This is a genomic window from Dyella sp. (genome assembly GCF_036384435.1).
Classification (GTDB): Bacteria; Pseudomonadota; Gammaproteobacteria; order Xanthomonadales; family Rhodanobacteraceae; genus GSA-30.
Map to the genome: position 1 here is coordinate 25751 of NZ_DASVMI010000161.1, position 17019 is coordinate 42769.

The window sequence follows — 17019 nt, forward strand, 5'->3', positions numbered from 1 at the left end:
TCCGGGCACCCTTAATCAGGAGTTCTCCATGTCCAGACGACTCGCGACCGTGATCGCGGCATCCCTGCTATCCCTCGGCGCCGCACACGCACAAGGCACGACTCAGGCCTGGGTGGCACGCAGCAACGCCGACGCGCAGGTGCTGCTTGATGCCATGGCCCGTTTCAGCCCAGAGTTCGCCTCGCAGGTCGGCATGCCAGGGTATGACGCCAAGGTGGCTGATCTTGGCCCCCATATCGATGCCCGCTCCCGCCAGGCGATGGTCGAGGCGAAGGCGAAGCTCGAAAGCATGCTGTCGACCGAGAGCGACGCCAACGTGCGCCAGGATCTGCAGATCATGATCAAGGCCGCCGGCGACCAGATCGAGGGGATCGACCTCAATCACAAATATATGCTGCCTTACCAGGATATTGGCGGCCTGATTTTCAACGGCGAGTTCGTGCTGTTGAAAGATGACGTGCCGCCCGATCGTCGCGCCAAGGCGGTGGATCGCCTGGCCTGCTACGTCGGCAAGGCAACCGGATGCACGCCCATCGCCGAGCAGGCCAAGGCGCTATATACCGATGCTTTGAAAGACAAGTCGCTACTTGGCCCGTACAAGGGCGATGTAGAGCAGAAACTGGCCAACAGCGCTCGCTACGCCCAAGGCATCCGCCAGCTCTTCGCCAAATACAAGCTCGATGGCACACCCGAAGCCAAGGCGTCGCTCGATGCCCTGGACAAACAGCTCAAGGGTTACGACAACTGGGTGCGCAGCACGGTGCTCCCTCATGCGCGCACCGACTTCCGCTTGCCCGAACCGCTGTATGCCTACAACCTGCGTCAGGTCGGCATCGACATACCGCCGCAGGATCTGATCCGCATCGCCCAACTGGAGTTCGTCGAATTGCGCAGTTGGGCGCGCACGCTGGCACCTGAAGTCGCGCGAGCCGAAGGATTCAAGTCCAATCGCTACGAAGACGTGATCAAGGAGCTCAAGAAAGACCAACTCGGCAAGAATGACGTCGAACCGTGGTACCACCAGGTCATTGGCCAGATCCAGGACATCATACGTCGCGAGAACATCGTCACCTTGCCCCAGCGTGACATGCAGATGCGCGTGGCCTCGGAGGCCGAGGCCGCCGCCGTGCCGGCGCCGCATATGGATCCGCCGCCATTCATCAACAATCACGGCGAGCGGGGCACCTTCGTGCTGACCATGGGCAACCCCTCGGCAAATGGCGACAACACCCAGGCGTACGACGACTTCACCTTCAAGGCTGCCGCCTGGACGCTCACTGCTCATGAAGGGCGACCTGGCCATGAACTGCAGTTTGCCGCCATGGTCGAGCGCGGCGTGTCGCTGGCACGCAGTCTGTTCGCGTTCAACAGCGTGAACGTGGAAGGCTGGGCGCTCTACTCCGAAGCGGAAATGCTTCCCTATGAACCACCGGCCGGCCAATTGGCGGCTGTGCAGGCCCGCATGCTGCGCGCCGCGCGCGCCTATCTCGACCCGATGCTCAACCTGGGATTGATCACACGCGAACGTGCCCATGACATCCTTGCCCATGATGTAGGCCTGTCCGAAGCCATGACGCGCCAGGAGCTCGATCGCTACACCTTCAACAGTCCAGGTCAGGCCACCGCGTATTTCTATGGCTACATGCGCTTGCAGCAGTTGCGCCTGGATACGGAACTGACACTAGGGCCGAAATTCAACCGCAAGGACTTCAACGACTTTGTCATCAACCAGGGCTTATTGCCTCCATCGCAACTGGCAGAAGCGGTGCGCACCCAGTTCATTCCATCCGTTCAGGGCAAGAAATAGATAGCCATCCATACCGACGAACAGAGACGGGGCTTCGGCCCCGTTTTTATTTTCGCCATAGCGTCGTGGCGTGACACGCTTCGCAAAAAGTGATCGTGCATTGGCGCGGAGTATCAAGTGCATAGGGAACGGTCGATAACACGGGTTCAGCGGGGTGCTTCGTCCAGTGTTGGGCGTGGTTTGGCATTTCCCTGGCCCGTGTCAAAGGAGTTCCATCATGCGTCAATTCCTCCCCATCCCCATCCTGGTCATGGCGTTCGCCGTGACCGTGTCACTACCCAGCCGTTCCAGTGCGGACGAACAGGTTCCCGTCTCTCCTGCCTCACCGACGCCTGTATGCATATCGGCACGCGATATGGCCGGACATGACCCGTGCCAGGCAAGTGGCGGCCAAGCCACCACCGGGGAACCTGCGGCCGGTAGAGCCTGTCCACTCGAAAGCATCTATTTCAGCGACTGCTTGGCGCAATACGCCGACGTGCTGGTACGCGACGACCCGCAGCAGCCTCAGGCTCGCGCGCTCTACCGCATCACGGTGCGTCAGATGCCTGCTGGCACCCAGGAACATGTGGATGTGTTGACCGGCGACCAAGGTGAAATCAGCGACGCGGTGGGCTCGATCCGCTTCACGTTGGCCACGCACCGCACCGCCCAGGGAGTAGTCACCGATTATCGATTGGCAGGCTCTCGCCAGCAGGAGGGATCACGTCGCTTCGCCACGGGTGACAGCGCATCCGTGCAATGGGATGACACGACCATCACGATTACCCGCCTTTAGATGAAGCCCACGTCGCCCGGTTCAGGCCGGGCGATTGGGGAGCACGTACAACAGCACAGCCAGGTAATGCAACACACTGCCAGCCAATACAAACACATGCCAGACGGTGTGGTGGTAAGGCATCTTGCGTGCCAGATAGAAAGGCACACCCAGTGTATAGGCCAGCCCACCCCCAATCAGTAGCGCAAGCCCACCGGTCTGCAAGGAGGCCAATAAAGGCTTGAAAGCCACCATGCCGACCCAGCCCATCGCGACATACAGCAACACCGCGAACTTGCGATAACGCTTCAGAAAACCCAGCTCCAACATGGTACCGGCCAGTGCCAGGCTCCAGATGGTGGCGAACAGACCCCACCCCCAGGCGCCAGGCAGGGCAACCAGCGTAAACGGTGTATAGGTGCCAGCGATCAGCAGGAAAATGGCGATGTGATCGAGCGTGCGCAGCACGCGCTTGGCGCCATCACCGGGAATGGAGTGATACAGCGTGGAGGCGGTATACAACAGGATCAGCGTGGTTCCAAAGACCGAACTGGCCACGACCTCACGGGCTTGGCCATACATGGCCGCAAAAGCCACCATCGTGGCGAGGCCAGCAATACTGAGCACGATACCGATGCCATGGATGACGCTGCTGGCAAGCTCATCACCAAACGAATAGCGCGGAACGGCGGCGGTTGTGACAGCGGACATCTGCAATTCCCGAACAAATGAACATGAAAGACGGCCATCCGCTCCATGGCATGGCCGTCTTTCATCATATCGGTTAAATCCGTTCGATGGTGAACCCGGCAAAGGCGACACCCAGGTCCCAACCACGGCCCTTGCCGCTCAGCGCCAGCGAGACGGAGCCCTTGGTGAGCACTTGCGCGCCCACGGATTTGGTCGCTCCGGCATGCGCATTGGCATTGGCATAGCCACCAAGCACTTCGTTGATGCTATGCACGCCGGTGAATTCACCGTAGCCGTGATCGATCGAGCTTTTGCCTACGGTCAGGCCGCCGCCCTTGACGCTCAATTTGACCCGCATGCGAGCGCCATTGCTGCAACTGATCGTGCCGTAGCCGCTGGCGGTCTGATAGATCGCCGACCAGCCCTTCATGCTGAAATTCATCTTGCACTTCAGGTCGGCAGCCTGCGCTGGCAGCGCCAACAGGCCCCCTAACGCCAGCGCGGCGACAGCGACACACTTATATGCGGTTTTGCTCATGATGGTGATTCCTTGCGATGTCCGGCCCTTGCCGGCGGCACATTGTCGCAGGGCTAGGGTGAACGTGTTTTTTACGGAATTTGCACGTTGGATCACCTGGCTCGCGGCGGAAACTAATAGCGCCGGGCATCCCCCTTTCCCCCCGATGCTCGGTTATTCCGACCCCGCTCTCTGTGCGGGGTTTTTTTTGGCTTTCGCCAGCATGCATGGGTTGCTTGAAGAGCCCCCCATCTGCGTTTGAGTGGCTCCTACGAGGTGAAGGGAGTCGCGCGCCGTTCTCGATAATCGCGGGGCGAACACTTCATCACGCGCTTGAACGCGTGACTGAATGCGCTATCGGAGTCGTAACCCAACTGCTGTGCAATGGAGGAAATCGTAGCGCTGCCTGTCGTGAGAGCCTGGGCAGCCAACTGCATGCGCCAGCGCAAGACATACTCCAACGGCGCCATTCCCGCCTTCTGCTTGAATCGCAATGCGAACGTCGAGCGGGAGACACCGGCGATTCTGGCTAGATCTTCAACTGTCCAGGCTCGCGAGGGACTGGTGTGAATGGCCTGAATCGCCGCACCAACCCGCGCGTCGAATACGGCAGGTAGCCAACCTGGGGCACCGTTGTCGGCCTGGGCAAGATAAAGACGCAACATCTGCACCAGCATGATATGGCCCAAGTGTTCGACCACGATCGTATGACCGGGAGAGGGATTGGCAAGCTCATGGGCAAGGCGTTGCAATGCCCAGCTCAATACAGACGCCTGATCCGAGCCGTGCCGGACGACCGCCACAGGCGGCAGGCCATCAAATAGAAGGCCCGATTCATCGCCAAAGGCAAAGCGCCCTCCAATCAGAAAAAACGCGTCGGCCGTTCCGCATTGAGCTATCCCGCCCGCGGCATGCCGGTATACCTCCTCGGCGCGAACAGCCGGCAGTGAAAAATCGCTTCGAAGCGAGAAGGTACGTTTACGCGACAACAGGAAGCAGTCGCCTTGCTCCAACCGAATCGGCTGCTCCACACCTTCGACAATCAGCCAACATGTTCCTTCAACGATGGCATTGAACTTGATTCCATCGGGCGCAGGAAAATCAATAGCCCAGTCGCTGCCGGCCTTCAGTCCGGCAAACCCCGAGCCTTGCGTCTCCAGCAGAGAAAGCACTTCGGATAGCAGATCCATATGGCCTTTCGGACGATCTCGACGAACGGCTGGACTTTGCTGCATTCACAGCGCAAAGACCAGATCGGACAATGCCGACCATCGATTTTAATCCGAGCTGTCTCTCCCAAGGATGTACCATGACCTTCCAGCAGTCGCCGCTTGATTCCGGCTTTGGCGCCACCACCACCGCAGCACAGATCATGGCCGGACATGGGTTACGTGACCATGTCGCCATCGTGACCGGGGGGCATTCCGGCCTGGGCCTGGAGACAACGCGAGCATTGGCCCATGCGGGCGCACGGGTGATTGTCGCCGCACGCTCTGTGGAAACAGCGCGTGCACAGGTCAACGACATGCCTGGCGTGGAGGTTGAGCCACTCGATCTTTCTGACCTCGCCAGCGTGCGCGACTTCGCGCGACGATTCCTGGCAACGGGCAGGCACATCGATATCCTGGTCGGCAATGCGGGCGTCATGGCCTGTCCGGAAACCCGCACACGCGAAGGCTGGGAAATGCAATGGGCGACGAACCACCTCGGACACTACGCGCTGGCCAATCTACTCTGGCCTGCGCTCAGCGGTGGCTCACGAGTCATCGTGGTGTCTTCCGCCGGACACCATCTGTCGGACATACGCTGGGATGACGTGCATTTCGCTCAGGGCTATGACAAATGGCAAGCCTATGGACAATCGAAAACGGCCAATGCGCTTTTCGCCGTACAGCTTGACCGACTGGGAAGGCAAGAAGGCGTTCGTGCCTTTTCTCTGCATCCCGGGAAAATTTTCACACCGCTGCAACGCCATCTGGCACGCGATGAAATGATTGCCGCAGGCTGGCTCGACGTCGAAGGCAACCCGGTCGACCCCACGTTCAAGACCATGCAGCAAGGTGCGGCGACGCAGCTCTGGGCCGCCACCTCGGCACAATTGAATGGCATGGGTGGCCTGTATTGCGAGGATTGCGACGTCGCCGCGCTCAACAAGGGAGATCTTCCATCGTTCGCGGGAGTTCAACCTTACGCCGTGAACCCCGGGCAGGCCGAACGTCTTTGGGCACTCTCGGCTCGACTGACGGGAATCGACGCCTTCGCGACCGCATGAATCACCCTTCCGGCGCGTCGCGTGGACACGCCCGACCGCGTCATGCGGCACAAAGAACTGGCTCATCCACGCGACTAAGCCTTTGCCACAAATGGAGTTTCATCCCTCACGACATCTGCTTGCCGCGCATGGGTTCGCACCCTGCGCCGGACGAATGGTGCCTCGACCCGACGGCCAGGGAGATCGTCACGGGTTCGCCCCCCCATGCGTGAGCAGGCCCGTGTGGATGCTCTGCACAACGCATAACCGTTGCATCGCGCTAAGCTGGCCGCATCAAAGCATCACGGAGATATGCCATGCCCAGCATCGACTTGTTGTTGTACATGGATCACCTTGACACTGGCACGGTGGGCGCGCGCGCCGCCATGGCCCTGGCGCGCCGCCTTGGCGCACGCCTGGACGCCCTGTACGTGGCCGATCTCCCAGCCGCCGCCTTCAGCCTCCCAGAAGCGGTGCCCGTGCAGTTGGAAGAAACGCGTCGTCGTTGCGCCGAAGCCGAGGAACACGCCAGCGCATGGCAACAGGCACTGGCCGCCCAGAGCCTGACGGGGACATGGCGCGTGTCGCAAGGCGATAGCGTGCAGACGGTGTGTCAGGCAGCCTCCGGTTACGACCTGCTGGTCATGGAGCGCAGCCAACAGCGCAGCGACGCCCCCGTCGGTTTTGGCAAGGTTTCGCGTAGCGTGTTCGGCACCGGTCGGCCAGTTCTGGTTGTACCGGACAACATCACCGTCGGCGAAGTCGGCGCACGAATTATGGTGGCGTGGAACGGCAGCCGGGAGTCGGCCATTGCACTGGCCGCTGCCGCGCCATTACTGCGACAAGCGGCCGAAGTCGTCGTGCTCGATGGCAGCAGCATGTTGCCTGATGACGCCATTGCGGTGCTCCCTCCGCCCGGGCTCGCCGACTGGCTGCAACGGCGCGATATCCGTGCCCGCATCGACATCTTCGACGCCGGCCCTGCCCACGCCGCCGGCCCACTGCTGCTGAAAGCAGCGCACGCCCACCACGCCGACCTTATCGTGATGGGCGCCTGGAGCCGGTCCCGTCTGGCCGAAATGGTCCTGGGCGGCACCACTCGCCACCTGTTCATGCACAGCGACCTGCCGATGTTGGTGGCGCATTGAGTGAGGAGTTAGGAGTTAGGAGTTAGGAGCAAGAAGAGCTCCAGCGCCTCGCTGATTCACCTCACAGCTCGCGCAGCGAGCGGCCTAACAGGCTGGCTGCGCAGCAGCCGGCCCCGAAGCCTAACCCCACTAACCAACCTCTTGCGTTCCATCCTCCTGGAAGCACAGACTGGCGTCGACCGGGCGAATTCCCCAACGACCCGTTTCTCATGTGATCAACCCGGGTCGCGTTCGTTCGGCGCCGTGCTTTCCTCTTACCTACATCTGGAGGTGGCTTTATGGTGTCCGCAGGGTTGGCCGTTGCACATCGTTCGTATCCCGACAGCACACGCATTGCCGCATTGAGCGTGGCCATTGCGCTGAACCTGGCCGGTTTGCTTCTCGTCCTACGCCCTATCGCTCCGCAGATCGCCGAGCTCATCAAGCCCACGCCGGTCCCGACGATCCGCTGGATCCAGACCGAGCCATTGCCTCCTGCGCCGCCGGCCTTGGTGATGATGCCCAAGGCGCCTGTCGTGACGCCACGCATCACGCATACAGTGCCCAAACCTCCCGTCGCACCTTCCGTTGTTCCGCAACAGCTAAGCGACGAAGGCACCATAGCGCCACAGGTCGTCAATGCCCAACCGCAAATTGAAGTGGCGACACCTTCGGTACCTGACAAACCCGTCGAAGCCACGTTGGCTTATCGCACCGCACCGCTGAGCTATCCGCGCGAAGGCCTGCAACGCAGGTTGTCCGGCACCGTGCTGCTACGGGTATTGGTGGATGAAAACGGCAAGCCGATCCAGGTCGAGATCGAAAAGCCCAGCGGGCAGCCGCTGCTCGATCGTAGTGCGCGCGACCAGGTCCTGGCCAAGTGGTTATTCCAGCCCGCCACGATCAGTGGTCAGCACGTCAAGGCGTGGGCTCGCGTACCGGTTACCTTCAACCTCAACTAGCTTTAGACGCGCAGGCGCGGACTGCGCAGTCGATAAGGAAAAAGCCCGGCCCGCTTGCGCGGGACCGGGCCTCTCCACGGCTAAGGATGCCCCGACTGTTGTTCCGGTCAGTGCTGGGGGGGAGCCTGCGGCGCATGGCCTGGTTGCGGCGAACGCGTTGCGCGCACAACCAGCCAGACCAGCCCTACCACACACAAGGTAGGAACAAGGGCCGGTAGCAGCGCCAGCAACATCAGCGGCGCGGCAATCACCAGCGCGACCAATCCAAACACCAGGCCAAAAAGCGCGCCGATCAGGCTGAACATGCCTCCGATCAGGGTGAATACGAATTTGAATACCAGGCCGATCGTCGCCGCCATCAGCCAGCAGGCAATAACCACCATCGCGATAACGCCAAAAGCAAACATGGGTCTGTCTCCTCGCAACATGAGCTCATGAGGGAGCCTTGCCACCGTTTGATGCCGGTCCGAGCGTGAAGGTTTAACGGTCCGTGGATTCATCCTAGGCCACACGTTTTAGCCACGCATGGCGCAGAAGTCATAGGTCCGATCGCAGGTTCTGGCGTTAGCGCGTCCTTAACGGGCGGCATGTTCCACTTCGTCCATTCCTGCAGGGTTCCAGGCATGGGCAAGCACTCACATACTCTCAAGGCGCTGCGTGAAATCGCCTTGACGTACAGCATCGGAAGTCAACCTGACCTCCCTGCGATGGCGCGGGAGCTGGGTGCGGTGATCCATCGTAATGGGCCGATGCCCGTGTCTGCCTTGTCACGCCTGCGCAAACCGCAGCCGACCGGACTGACGCGCTGGCTGCTGGCCGAACGCAGCAAGCCCGGTATCAGCATTTTGGTCATGGCGTGGGCGCCGAACCACCATACGCCCGTGCACGACCATGGGGGCCTGTGGGGCCTGGAACTGGCGCTGCATGGCGCACTGGAAGTGCAATCCTACGCACGTGATCCAGTGACGGAAAACCTGAGCGCCACCGGTCGCGACTGGTTGGGGCCAGGTGATGCTTCCTGGTTCGAAGGCGGCCAGTCCCACGCCCATCGCTGCCGCAATCTGTCGCGACATGAAACCGCATTGACGCTTCACGTCTACGGCGGGAATCTGGCAGAGTATTTCACCTATGAGCGTACCGGACAGGCCGATCGCTGGGAGGCTCGTCCGCAACGCGCGGTGATCGCCGGCCCGCGGCTGGCTTGACGCACGCTTCCTTCGAGCGAATCTACAAGGAACTGCATGTATCGACGGGTCGCCATTATCGGCGGCGGTGCTGCTGCCGCCACAGTAATCAGCGAGCTGCTGGATCGTCCCTCCGCGCATACCTTGCGCGTGGACTGGTATACGGGGACCGGCGGCAAACTGGCGCGTGGCGTAGCCTACGGCACTGCCTCCGATCGTCACTTGCTCAACGTACGCGCGGCTTCGATGAGCTTGTTCACCGGCAAGCCGCGCGGCTTCCTTGATTTCGCGCAACGCAACGACAGCAGCATCAAGGGTACGGATTTCCTGCCACGCCGGATGTACGGCGATTATCTCGAAGCCGAGGTCATGCGCGTGCTCGAGCAGGCCAAGGTCGCCGGGCACGATATACAGATCATCCCTTTTGATGTCGACGGCATCGTGCCCGAACCGACCGGCGTCACCGTCATGCAGGGCGATGAAAGCCGCCATGCGGACGCCGCCATCCTGGCCATCGGTTCGTTGCCACCGCAGCCGCTGAGCGGCATTGATGACGCTGTGCTGGCCAGCGGAAAATACATCGTCGATCCCTGGAAGTTTCTTGCCGATGTCGTGCCGGACGATACACCGCGTACGGTCGTGGTGGTCGGCATGGGTTTGACTGCCGCCGACGTCATGCTGGAGCTAGGGGCGCAGTGGCCGAATGCGCGCTTCATCGCCATGTCGCGTCATGGCCATCTGCCCGAAGCGCATGCCGCCAGCCCAAGCGCACCACTCGATGACGGCGGCGAACTGTTTGAATCGATGCGCGATGCACCGGACATGCGTACGTGGATGCGCCTGGTACGCGAAACGGTGGAAGGCAGCAGCGATTGGCGCACCATTGTCGACGGCCTGCGTCCGCATCTGCCCGACCTTTGGCAAACCCTTTCCCACACCGAACGCGCGCGCTTCATGCGGCATGTCCGCTGGGCATGGGAGCGCGTCAGGCATCGCATGCCGCCGCAGGTGGCATCGACACTCGACACGTTCGAACGCGAGGGCCGTCTGCGTCGTTGCAAGGGGCACATGCAGGCCGTGCACCTAGCGCAGGGCAAATTGCAACTGGATATCGTCCCGTACCACGATCCGATCCTGGCCGAATCATTACAGGCTGACCTGGTCATCCAGACCGTCGGCCTCAATACCGATATCCGCCGCACCGATCACGGGCTGATCCGGCAATTGGAAACCAACGGCCATGTGATCGCTGATCCGTTCGGCATGGGCTTGCATGCCGAACCCGATGGTCGCGTGTATCACAAGGATGGCCTGTGGCCGCATTTTTTCGCCATCGGCAGCATGTTGCGTGGCACGCTCTGGGAAACCACGGCAATCCCTGAAATCCGCCAGCAAGCGCGCAGTCTCGCGGAGCGATTGCTGGCCGAGTGAATTCGAATACGCCTGAAGTCGCTCGCTGACGCTCGCTGTCATGCGGAAAGCCGGTCGCTGCGCGACCTGTAAAGGGGAGCAGAGAAAAACAGCCCACGGCTGCTTTTCTCTTTACAGCGAGCTGCTACGCGCAGCTTCCCCCCTAATCCCATCCCGCCAGCACCAGCTTGCCCATCGTGCCATGGCTTTCCAGTTGCGCATGCGCCTTACGCAGGTTGGCGGCGTTGATGGCGCCCCCTTGTTCGCTCAGGGTGCTACGCAGCGCACCTGCGTCTACGAGGTCGGCCACCTCGTTCAGCAGCAGGTGCTGGGATTGCATATCGTCGGTGTGGAACAAGGAGCGCGTGTACATGAACTCCCAGTGCAGCGAGATGCTCTTCTGCTTGAGCCGCGCGATGTCCAGCGGCGTAGCCGGATCGTCGATCAGGCCGAGTTTTCCCTGCGGCTTGAGTACATCGACCGTGGCGGCGTAATGCTGCTCGGAATGAGTCAGGCTGAGCACATAGTCCACGCCCTGCGGGGTTATGGCTTTCACCTGGGCAGCCAAGTCGCCGCGATGATCGACCACGTGATGCGCGCCCATGTCACGCACCCAGTCACGCGTCTGCGTGCGTGACGCCGTGCCTATGATCGTGGCGGCCGTCAGCTTGCGTAGCAATTGCACGGCCATCGAACCCACGCCACCAGCCGCACCGATCACCAGCACGGTACCTGCCGGGCGCGTACCGTCACGCGGTATGCCAAGGCGATCGAACAACAACTCCCAGGCCGTGACCGTCGTCAGCGGCATCGCGGCAGCTTGTGGGAAATCCAGCGTCGCGGGCATGCGCCCGACGATGCGTTCATCCACGATCTGCAATTGGGCGTTGCTGCCGGCACGATCGATCGCACCGGCGTAATAGACCCTGTCTCCCGGCTTGAACAGGCTGACCTGGGCGCCCGTCGCCACGACGATCCCCGCCGCATCCCAACCCAGGATCTTGTCGGCTCCCTGCGGATCGACCCTCTGACGAATCTTGGTGTCGACCGGATTGACCGAGATCGCCTCAACCCGCACCAGCACATCGCGGGCCCCCGGTGTGGGATCGGGAACATCAACGTCGATCAGGCTGCTGGCATCGCTGATCGGAAGCGAAGCACGATAGGCCACGGCTTTCATGAAGGCTCCTGGAGGTGGGCTGGCGAAGGGCACACTATGCAGCTTGCCGCACCGGCTGTGAATTGACCAAACTAGACGCGCCTCCTGTCCTTGAAGTCGCGATGAGCCCATCCCCGCTTATGCTAATACCACCAGGCACGAGTACCGCACGAAACCCATCCGGGCCGGCGGCAGTCACGTGGCGGTTCGCAGCCGATGCCAGCGCCTTTGTTCATCAGGTGCGCGCACATGCTTAGTAGCATCATCGGCGTGATCGTGTTGCTTTTCCACCTGGCCGGCCTGATCGCGGCGGTCAACGCGGTCATGAATACCCGCACCGCGCAAGGCGCATTCGCGTGGGCATTGGGCCTGATCTTCCTGCCCTATATCACCCTGATTCCCTACCTGTACCTGGGCCGCAGCAAATTCCATGGCTATATCAGCCGTCATCGCGCCAGCCGGCTGCAATTGCGCGAAGCCACCGGCGCGGCTGTCCACCAGGACACCCGCGCCGAACCGGAAACGCAGCGCTACGAAGCGATCGCGAGAATGCTTGGCACGCGTTTCCTGCCAGGCCAGCGCCTGCGCCTTCTCATCGACGGAAAAGCCACGTTCGACGCCATCTTCGAAGCGATCGACTCGGCGCGGCACTACGTATTGGTGCAGTTCTTCATTTTCCACGACGACCAGCTCGGTCGACGCATGCAGGCATTGCTGCTGTCCAAGGCAGCCCAAGGCGTCAAGGTGCACGTACTGTTCGACGGTATCGGCAGTCATGCCCTGCCCGGACGCTACATCGACGCGCTGCGTGATGGCGGCGTGGCCATCCATGCCTTTGCCACCCGCCGCAAGAGCAACCGCTTTCAGTTGAACTTCCGCAACCACCGCAAGATCGTCGTGGTCGATGGGCGCATCGGTTTTACCGGCGGGCTGAACGTCGGTGACGAATACATGGGTCTGGAGCCGCCCCTGGCCCCCTGGCGCGATACGCACCTGCAAATCGAAGGCACGGCGGTGACCGAGCTTCAGCGCAGCTTCGCCGAGGACTGGTACTGGGTCACCGGCGAACTTCCGCCGATGGCTGCACCTGTCGCTACAGATGGCCCGGCCATGACACTCATCGCCGCAACCGGGCCAGCGGATGCGCAGGAAAGCTGCTCACTCTACTTCGTCAGCGCCATCCACGCCGCACAACAGCGCGTCTGGCTGACCACTCCGTATTTTGTTCCCGATCAGGCTGTCATGGCGGCGCTGAGACTGGCTGTGTTCCGGGGCGTGGACGTGCGCATCCTGATTCCCTCGGTGGCCGACCATTACGCGGTATTCCAGGCTTCGGGGTTGTATGCGCACGACGCGGTGCGCGCCGGTGTTCGCGTGTTTCGCCATGCGCCCGGCTTCGTGCACCAGAAAGTTATCCTGATCGACGACGACACGGTGTCCGTGGGCAGCATGAACCTGGACAATCGGTCATTCCGGCTCAACTTCGAGATCGGCGCGCTGAACATCGATCGTGCATTTGCCCATGAGGTGCAGACCATGCTCGAACACGACTTTGCCCAGGCGCGCGAAGTGGTGCCCGAGGATTACTATCGAGCACCTTACCTGCGGCGGCTTGTCATGCACGTCGCACGCCTGTTCGACCCCGTGCTTTGAAGAGGCCTTCCCGATGTTCTCCCGCTATATGCTGCTTGCCACACTCATGATGACCCCGACACTGACGGCGCATGCCCAGGCACAGCATTTTGTCGAACGCGAAGTCAGCCTCGCCGGCCACGTGTACAAGTATCAGGTGTTCGTTCCCGCCGGCTGGTCGGCTGGCAAACCTTGGCCCGTGGTGCTGTTCCTGCATGGCAGCGGCGAACGTGGCTCGGACAATCAAAAACAGCTGACCCAGGGATTGCCGCCGTGGTTACGCGACCACGGCGCGGATTTTCCGGCCGTCGTGGTGATACCGCAGGCCCCCGAACATACGTACTGGAGTGGCGACAGCGAACGCATGGCCATGCAGGCCTTGCGTGAAAGCGTGCGCGAATTCCATGGCGATCGCCACCGCCTCTATCTCACCGGCTTGTCCATGGGAGGCTTCGGCGCCTGGCAACTGGCTATCGACTATCCAGGTGTCTTCGCGGCGGCAGCCATCATCTGCGGCGGCATCGAGCCGCTCAAGGACGACGACGAGCCACCATTGCAGGTCGAGGGGCTGCCTGGGCATGGCAACCCGTATGGCTGGGCCGCCGATCGCGTGGGGCGCCTGCCGGTGTGGATCTTCCACGGCAGCGCGGACAACGTAGTGCCCCCTGAGGGCTCGCGGCGCATGCACGAGGCACTGAGCAAGCGTGGCGACGAGGTCCGCTACACCGAGTTTCCCGGCGTCAATCACGGCTCCTGGATTCCGGCCTATGCATTGCCGCAGTTGTGGCCCTGGATGTTTTCGCACCGGCAGACGCAACCGCAGCTGTGAGCCAGTATCGTTTGACCCTGCTGGCACAACAAATGATAATAAATCTCATTTGTAACCCCTAACGACCGTCGCGGCAGCCCGTCGCACGGCCTGCCCGGACCGTCTTTGCGTGATGACAACCTGTGCCTTGTTGCTCTGCATTGCCGGGGGTACCGCCATCTACCTGGCCAGCCGCCAGCAGACATGGCTGGCCAGATCCTGGCCGGCCACCGCCCGCTGGGTCGGCGCTCTGCTGTGCCTGGGCGGCTTGGCTGCGTGGATCGTTGCCGATGGCGGCGGCGTGGGTACGGTCGCCGCACTGTCGTCGTTGATGCTGACCTGGGTCAGCCTGCCCTACCTTGCCTGGTGGCGACGCGCTTCGAAGGTTACCTCGTGATCGCGCGCTCGCTTGCCGGCACCTTGCTGGGATTTACGCTGTCGGCCGCCCTCGTCGCCCTGCTGCACGCACTGCCCGGTGGACAAGGCGCCTTGGTCGCGCTGCTGCTGGCGTTCTTCCCGTTGTGGATCGGGTTCATGACACTCGCTTTCTTCTTCCGCAACGGCTCGCGCGCCTGGCTCGGCCTGGGCGCAGCCAACCTGCTGGCGATCGGCGCGCTTTGGCTCGTGCGCCATGGCGGGGCGTGACGCGATGAAATCTTCCACGCTGCGCGCCTTCCAGACCGTCCACACCTGGACGGGTGTCATGGCCGGCTTCGCGCTGTTCGTCGCCTTCTACGCTGGCGCGCTGACCATGTTCCACGACGACATCGCCACCTGGCAGATGCCGCCCTGGCGCAGCGCGGCCGATGCGGCGATATCGCCCTCAGCGCTGGTCGATGCATTGATACGGCAACATCCGCAGGCACAGGATTTCGGTATCGTTCTGCCGCATACGCCCGGACAATCCAGCTACGTGTTCTGGAACGCCAACGGCCATATGCGCTATGCCACCGCCAGCCAGCTGGCCGCGCCCGTGGACGATGGACGCGCCGATGACCTGGCCGACTTCGTCTACGCCCTGCACGACAGCCTGGGTATTCCCGTGTTCGGCCTGTATTTCATGGGCGTGGTCAGCATGCTGTACGGCCTGGCGATCACCTCGGGCTTCATTTTTCATCTACCCCAACTGGTCAAGGACCTGTTCGCACTGCGCGTGGGCAAAAACCTCAAGCGACTCTGGCAGGATGCACATACAACCATCGGCGTGCTCAGCCTGCCATTCCATGTGATGTTCGCCATCACCGGTGCCGCATTCTGCCTGACCAGCCTGTTGCTCACTGCGCTCGACGCCACAGCGTTCGATGGCAAACTGATGGCGGCCTTCGCCGATGCGACGCGTACCGCCCCAGTCGTGGAGGCAGCGCATCAACCCGCGTCGATGCTCTCGTTCGATGCACTGGTTGCCCGAGCCAGGCATGAGGCACTTGCCGCAGGCGCGGCCGGCTTCGAACCCGACTACGCGTATTTCTCCAACTATGGCGATCGCAATGCCACCGTGATGATCCGCGGCCTGTCCGATCGAACGCTGGGCAGCTTCGGCCATATCACCCTCGATGGCGCCACGGGTCGGCCACTGATGACGCAGGCCGGCGCCCAACGCGATGCCAACAGCCTGGTGTTCTCGGCCATGTATTCGGTGCACTTCGGCAATTTTGGCGGCCGGATGGTGCAGTGGCTGTATTTCCTTCTTGGGTTAGCCGGCGCTTTCCTGTTCTATTCGGGCAATCTGCTGTGGATCGAGGCACGCCGCAAGCGACGCCATGCCGACCAGCCTCTGAAGACACGTGTCATGGCGCGCGCCACGGTGGGCATCTGCATCGGCTCATGCCTGGCTATTTCCGGTGCATTTGCTGCCACCGCGCTCGCTTCCATGCTGGGCATCGACGCACAGTGGCCGCAGCACGTGGCCTGTTTCGGCCTGTTCCTGGCCGCATGTGCCTATGCATGCGCGCGTCCGGTGGCATCAGCCACGGTGGAGTTGCTGGTCGCCACCGGAATGCTCACGCTCATCGTGGTGCTGACCGATCTGCTGCGCAATGCCAGGGCCTGGATGCAACCCTGGTCGCCGCAGACTGCCTCGGTCTTTGGCGTGGATGGGGCTGGCATGGTGCTTGGTGCGGTGTTCCTGCTGCTGGCACGCGCATCCTGGCGTCGCGCACGCCAGGGCGAGCAAACCAGCGTGTGGGCGACTCAGCCGCGCACGAGCTTGCCGTAACGGAAATACAGCCAACAAGTAAGCAGCACAGCCGCCAGGGAAAGGCCGGAGGCGATGCAGAACAACGCGCCATAGCGTCCCCCCGAAGCCACCCAGCCCCCTAGGGGACCGGTGACGCCCAGCGCCACATCGATGAACACCGAATAGGCCGCCAGCGCCGCTCCACGATTGTTCATGCTCACCCGGCTGACCGCCTCCACGCCCAGGGCAGGAAAGATCAGCGAGAAGCCGATACCTGTGAGCGCTGCGCCCAACATGGCGGTGACGACGTTTCCGGCGATCGCCAGCACGATCAATCCCGCGCATTCGATGCACAGCGAGGTCATCGCCACGCGATAACCTCCAAAACGCGAAATCGCGCTACCCATCAATAGACGTACGGCGACGAAGCAACCACCAAACACACTCAGCGTGAGCGCGGCATTGGCCCAATGCATGCTGGCGTAGTACAGCGTGATGAAGGTGGAGATCGCGCCGAACCCGACCGACCCCAGCGCAAG

General features: G+C 62.0%; 18 protein-coding genes. 12 read left to right on the forward strand and 6 right to left on the reverse strand.

The genetic code is table 11. From position 1 onward, the window contains the following. Window positions 1–28: 28 nt before the first annotated feature. Together VF436_RS16670 and VF436_RS16675 are read left to right on the forward strand one after the other, a co-directional pair. Window positions 29–1807, forward strand: coding sequence for a DUF885 domain-containing protein (locus tag VF436_RS16670; protein WP_330905158.1), 1779 nt, complete (start codon window positions 29–31; stop codon window positions 1805–1807). 217 nt (window positions 1808–2024) lie between these two features. Then, a complete protein-coding gene (locus VF436_RS16675) occupies window positions 2025–2585 on the forward strand; it encodes a hypothetical protein (protein ID WP_330905159.1) in 561 nt (186 codons plus the stop codon). A gap of 21 nt (window positions 2586–2606) precedes the next feature. Here the strand turns inward: VF436_RS16675 and trhA are convergent, their stop codons facing one another. The 3 genes from trhA to VF436_RS16690 form a co-directional block, all read right to left on the reverse strand. After that, a complete protein-coding gene (gene trhA / locus VF436_RS16680) occupies window positions 2607–3275 on the reverse strand; it encodes a PAQR family membrane homeostasis protein TrhA (protein ID WP_330905160.1) in 669 nt (222 codons plus the stop codon). A gap of 73 nt (window positions 3276–3348) precedes the next feature. Beyond that, on the reverse strand, window positions 3349–3792 hold the full coding sequence (locus VF436_RS16685) for a hypothetical protein (protein WP_330905161.1): 444 nt from the start codon (window positions 3790–3792) through the stop codon (window positions 3349–3351). 248 nt (window positions 3793–4040) lie between these two features. Further along, complete coding sequence (locus VF436_RS16690; RefSeq protein ID WP_330905162.1) at window positions 4041–4961, reverse strand: AraC family transcriptional regulator; 921 nt, start codon at window positions 4959–4961, stop codon at window positions 4041–4043. 119 nt (window positions 4962–5080) lie between these two features. On the opposite strand from VF436_RS16690, the gene VF436_RS16695 reads away from it, so the two are divergent. The 3 genes from VF436_RS16695 to VF436_RS16705 all read left to right on the forward strand — a co-directional run bounded on the left by VF436_RS16695 (window position 5081) and on the right by VF436_RS16705 (window position 8111). Continuing rightward, the gene (locus VF436_RS16695; RefSeq protein ID WP_330905163.1) at window positions 5081–6043 is read left to right on the forward strand and encodes an SDR family NAD(P)-dependent oxidoreductase; all 963 of its coding nucleotides are present in this window, start codon (window positions 5081–5083) and stop codon (window positions 6041–6043) included. Window positions 6044–6339: 296 nt separating this feature from the next. Further along, window positions 6340–7170: a universal stress protein gene (locus tag VF436_RS16700; RefSeq protein WP_330905164.1), complete on the forward strand. Its 831-nt coding sequence runs from the start codon at window positions 6340–6342 to the stop codon at window positions 7168–7170. A gap of 278 nt (window positions 7171–7448) precedes the next feature. Then, window positions 7449–8111 (forward strand): TonB family protein, encoded by a 663-nt coding sequence (locus tag VF436_RS16705; protein ID WP_330905165.1) that lies wholly within the window; start codon window positions 7449–7451, stop codon window positions 8109–8111. Window positions 8112–8218: 107 nt separating this feature from the next. On the opposite strand, the gene VF436_RS16710 is transcribed toward VF436_RS16705, so the two are convergent. Next, window positions 8219–8518 carry a hypothetical protein gene (locus VF436_RS16710; RefSeq protein ID WP_330905166.1) on the reverse strand — a complete coding sequence of 100 codons (300 nt, stop codon included), beginning with the start codon at window positions 8516–8518 and terminating at the stop codon, window positions 8219–8221. Between the two features lie 216 nt (window positions 8519–8734). On the opposite strand from VF436_RS16710, the gene VF436_RS16715 reads away from it, so the two are divergent. Together VF436_RS16715 and VF436_RS16720 are read left to right on the forward strand one after the other, a co-directional pair. Continuing rightward, a complete protein-coding gene (locus VF436_RS16715) occupies window positions 8735–9316 on the forward strand; it encodes a cysteine dioxygenase family protein (protein ID WP_330905167.1) in 582 nt (193 codons plus the stop codon). Window positions 9317–9352: 36 nt separating this feature from the next. After that, on the forward strand, window positions 9353–10726 hold the full coding sequence (locus tag VF436_RS16720; RefSeq protein ID WP_330905168.1) for an FAD/NAD(P)-binding protein: 1374 nt from the start codon (window positions 9353–9355) through the stop codon (window positions 10724–10726). Window positions 10727–10868: 142 nt separating this feature from the next. On the opposite strand, the gene VF436_RS16725 is transcribed toward VF436_RS16720, so the two are convergent. Further along, window positions 10869–11885: a zinc-binding alcohol dehydrogenase family protein gene (locus VF436_RS16725; protein WP_330905169.1), complete on the reverse strand. Its 1017-nt coding sequence runs from the start codon at window positions 11883–11885 to the stop codon at window positions 10869–10871. 228 nt (window positions 11886–12113) lie between these two features. Here VF436_RS16725 and cls point away from each other — a divergent pair, with 228 nt between their 5' ends. From cls to VF436_RS16750, 5 genes are all read left to right on the forward strand, one after another. Next, window positions 12114–13517, forward strand: a complete 1404-nt coding sequence (gene cls / locus VF436_RS16730; RefSeq protein WP_330905170.1) for a cardiolipin synthase — start codon at window positions 12114–12116, stop codon at window positions 13515–13517. 13 nt (window positions 13518–13530) lie between these two features. Next, on the forward strand, window positions 13531–14325 hold the full coding sequence (locus tag VF436_RS16735) for a prolyl oligopeptidase family serine peptidase (protein ID WP_330905171.1): 795 nt from the start codon (window positions 13531–13533) through the stop codon (window positions 14323–14325). 109 nt (window positions 14326–14434) lie between these two features. Then, window positions 14435–14701: a hypothetical protein gene (locus VF436_RS16740; protein ID WP_330905172.1), complete on the forward strand. Its 267-nt coding sequence runs from the start codon at window positions 14435–14437 to the stop codon at window positions 14699–14701. Further along, window positions 14698–14949: a hypothetical protein gene (locus VF436_RS16745; protein ID WP_330905173.1), complete on the forward strand. Its 252-nt coding sequence runs from the start codon at window positions 14698–14700 to the stop codon at window positions 14947–14949. The genes VF436_RS16740 and VF436_RS16745 overlap by 4 nt, the downstream gene beginning before the upstream one ends. Window positions 14950–14953: 4 nt before the next feature. After that, entirely contained in the window at window positions 14954–16519 is a 1566-nt protein-coding gene (locus VF436_RS16750) for a PepSY-associated TM helix domain-containing protein (protein WP_330905174.1), read from the forward strand. Here the strand turns inward: VF436_RS16750 and VF436_RS16755 are convergent. Continuing rightward, window positions 16495–17019 (reverse strand): MFS transporter (locus tag VF436_RS16755; RefSeq protein WP_330905175.1); only part of this gene is annotated, 525 nt, incomplete at its 5' end. The two genes, VF436_RS16750 and VF436_RS16755, sit on opposite strands and share 25 nt — an antisense overlap.

Excerpts from the sequence above, each read along its gene's own strand:
- VF436_RS16675 (WP_330905159.1), top strand. The coding sequence starts at position 2,025 with ATGCGTCAATTCCTCCCCATCCCCATCCTGGTCATGGCGTTCGCCGTG.
- VF436_RS16700 (WP_330905164.1), top strand. The coding sequence starts at position 6,340 with ATGCCCAGCATCGACTTGTTGTTGTACATGGATCACCTTGACACTGGC.
- VF436_RS16715 (WP_330905167.1), top strand. The coding sequence starts at position 8,735 with ATGGGCAAGCACTCACATACTCTCAAGGCGCTGCGTGAAATCGCCTTG.
- VF436_RS16705 (WP_330905165.1), top strand. The coding sequence starts at position 7,449 with ATGGTGTCCGCAGGGTTGGCCGTTGCACATCGTTCGTATCCCGACAGC.
- VF436_RS16695 (WP_330905163.1), top strand. The coding sequence starts at position 5,081 with ATGACCTTCCAGCAGTCGCCGCTTGATTCCGGCTTTGGCGCCACCACC.
- trhA (WP_330905160.1), bottom strand. The coding sequence starts at position 3,275 with ATGTCCGCTGTCACAACCGCCGCCGTTCCGCGCTATTCGTTTGGTGAT.
- VF436_RS16690 (WP_330905162.1), bottom strand. The coding sequence starts at position 4,961 with ATGGATCTGCTATCCGAAGTGCTTTCTCTGCTGGAGACGCAAGGCTCG.
- VF436_RS16670 (WP_330905158.1), top strand. The coding sequence starts at position 29 with ATGTCCAGACGACTCGCGACCGTGATCGCGGCATCCCTGCTATCCCTC.
- cls (WP_330905170.1), top strand. The coding sequence starts at position 12,114 with ATGCTTAGTAGCATCATCGGCGTGATCGTGTTGCTTTTCCACCTGGCC.
- VF436_RS16710 (WP_330905166.1), bottom strand. The coding sequence starts at position 8,518 with ATGTTTGCTTTTGGCGTTATCGCGATGGTGGTTATTGCCTGCTGGCTG.
- VF436_RS16735 (WP_330905171.1), top strand. The coding sequence starts at position 13,531 with ATGTTCTCCCGCTATATGCTGCTTGCCACACTCATGATGACCCCGACA.
- VF436_RS16720 (WP_330905168.1), top strand. The coding sequence starts at position 9,353 with ATGTATCGACGGGTCGCCATTATCGGCGGCGGTGCTGCTGCCGCCACA.
- VF436_RS16750 (WP_330905174.1), top strand. The coding sequence starts at position 14,954 with ATGAAATCTTCCACGCTGCGCGCCTTCCAGACCGTCCACACCTGGACG.
- VF436_RS16685 (WP_330905161.1), bottom strand. The coding sequence starts at position 3,792 with ATGAGCAAAACCGCATATAAGTGTGTCGCTGTCGCCGCGCTGGCGTTA.
- VF436_RS16725 (WP_330905169.1), bottom strand. The coding sequence starts at position 11,885 with ATGAAAGCCGTGGCCTATCGTGCTTCGCTTCCGATCAGCGATGCCAGC.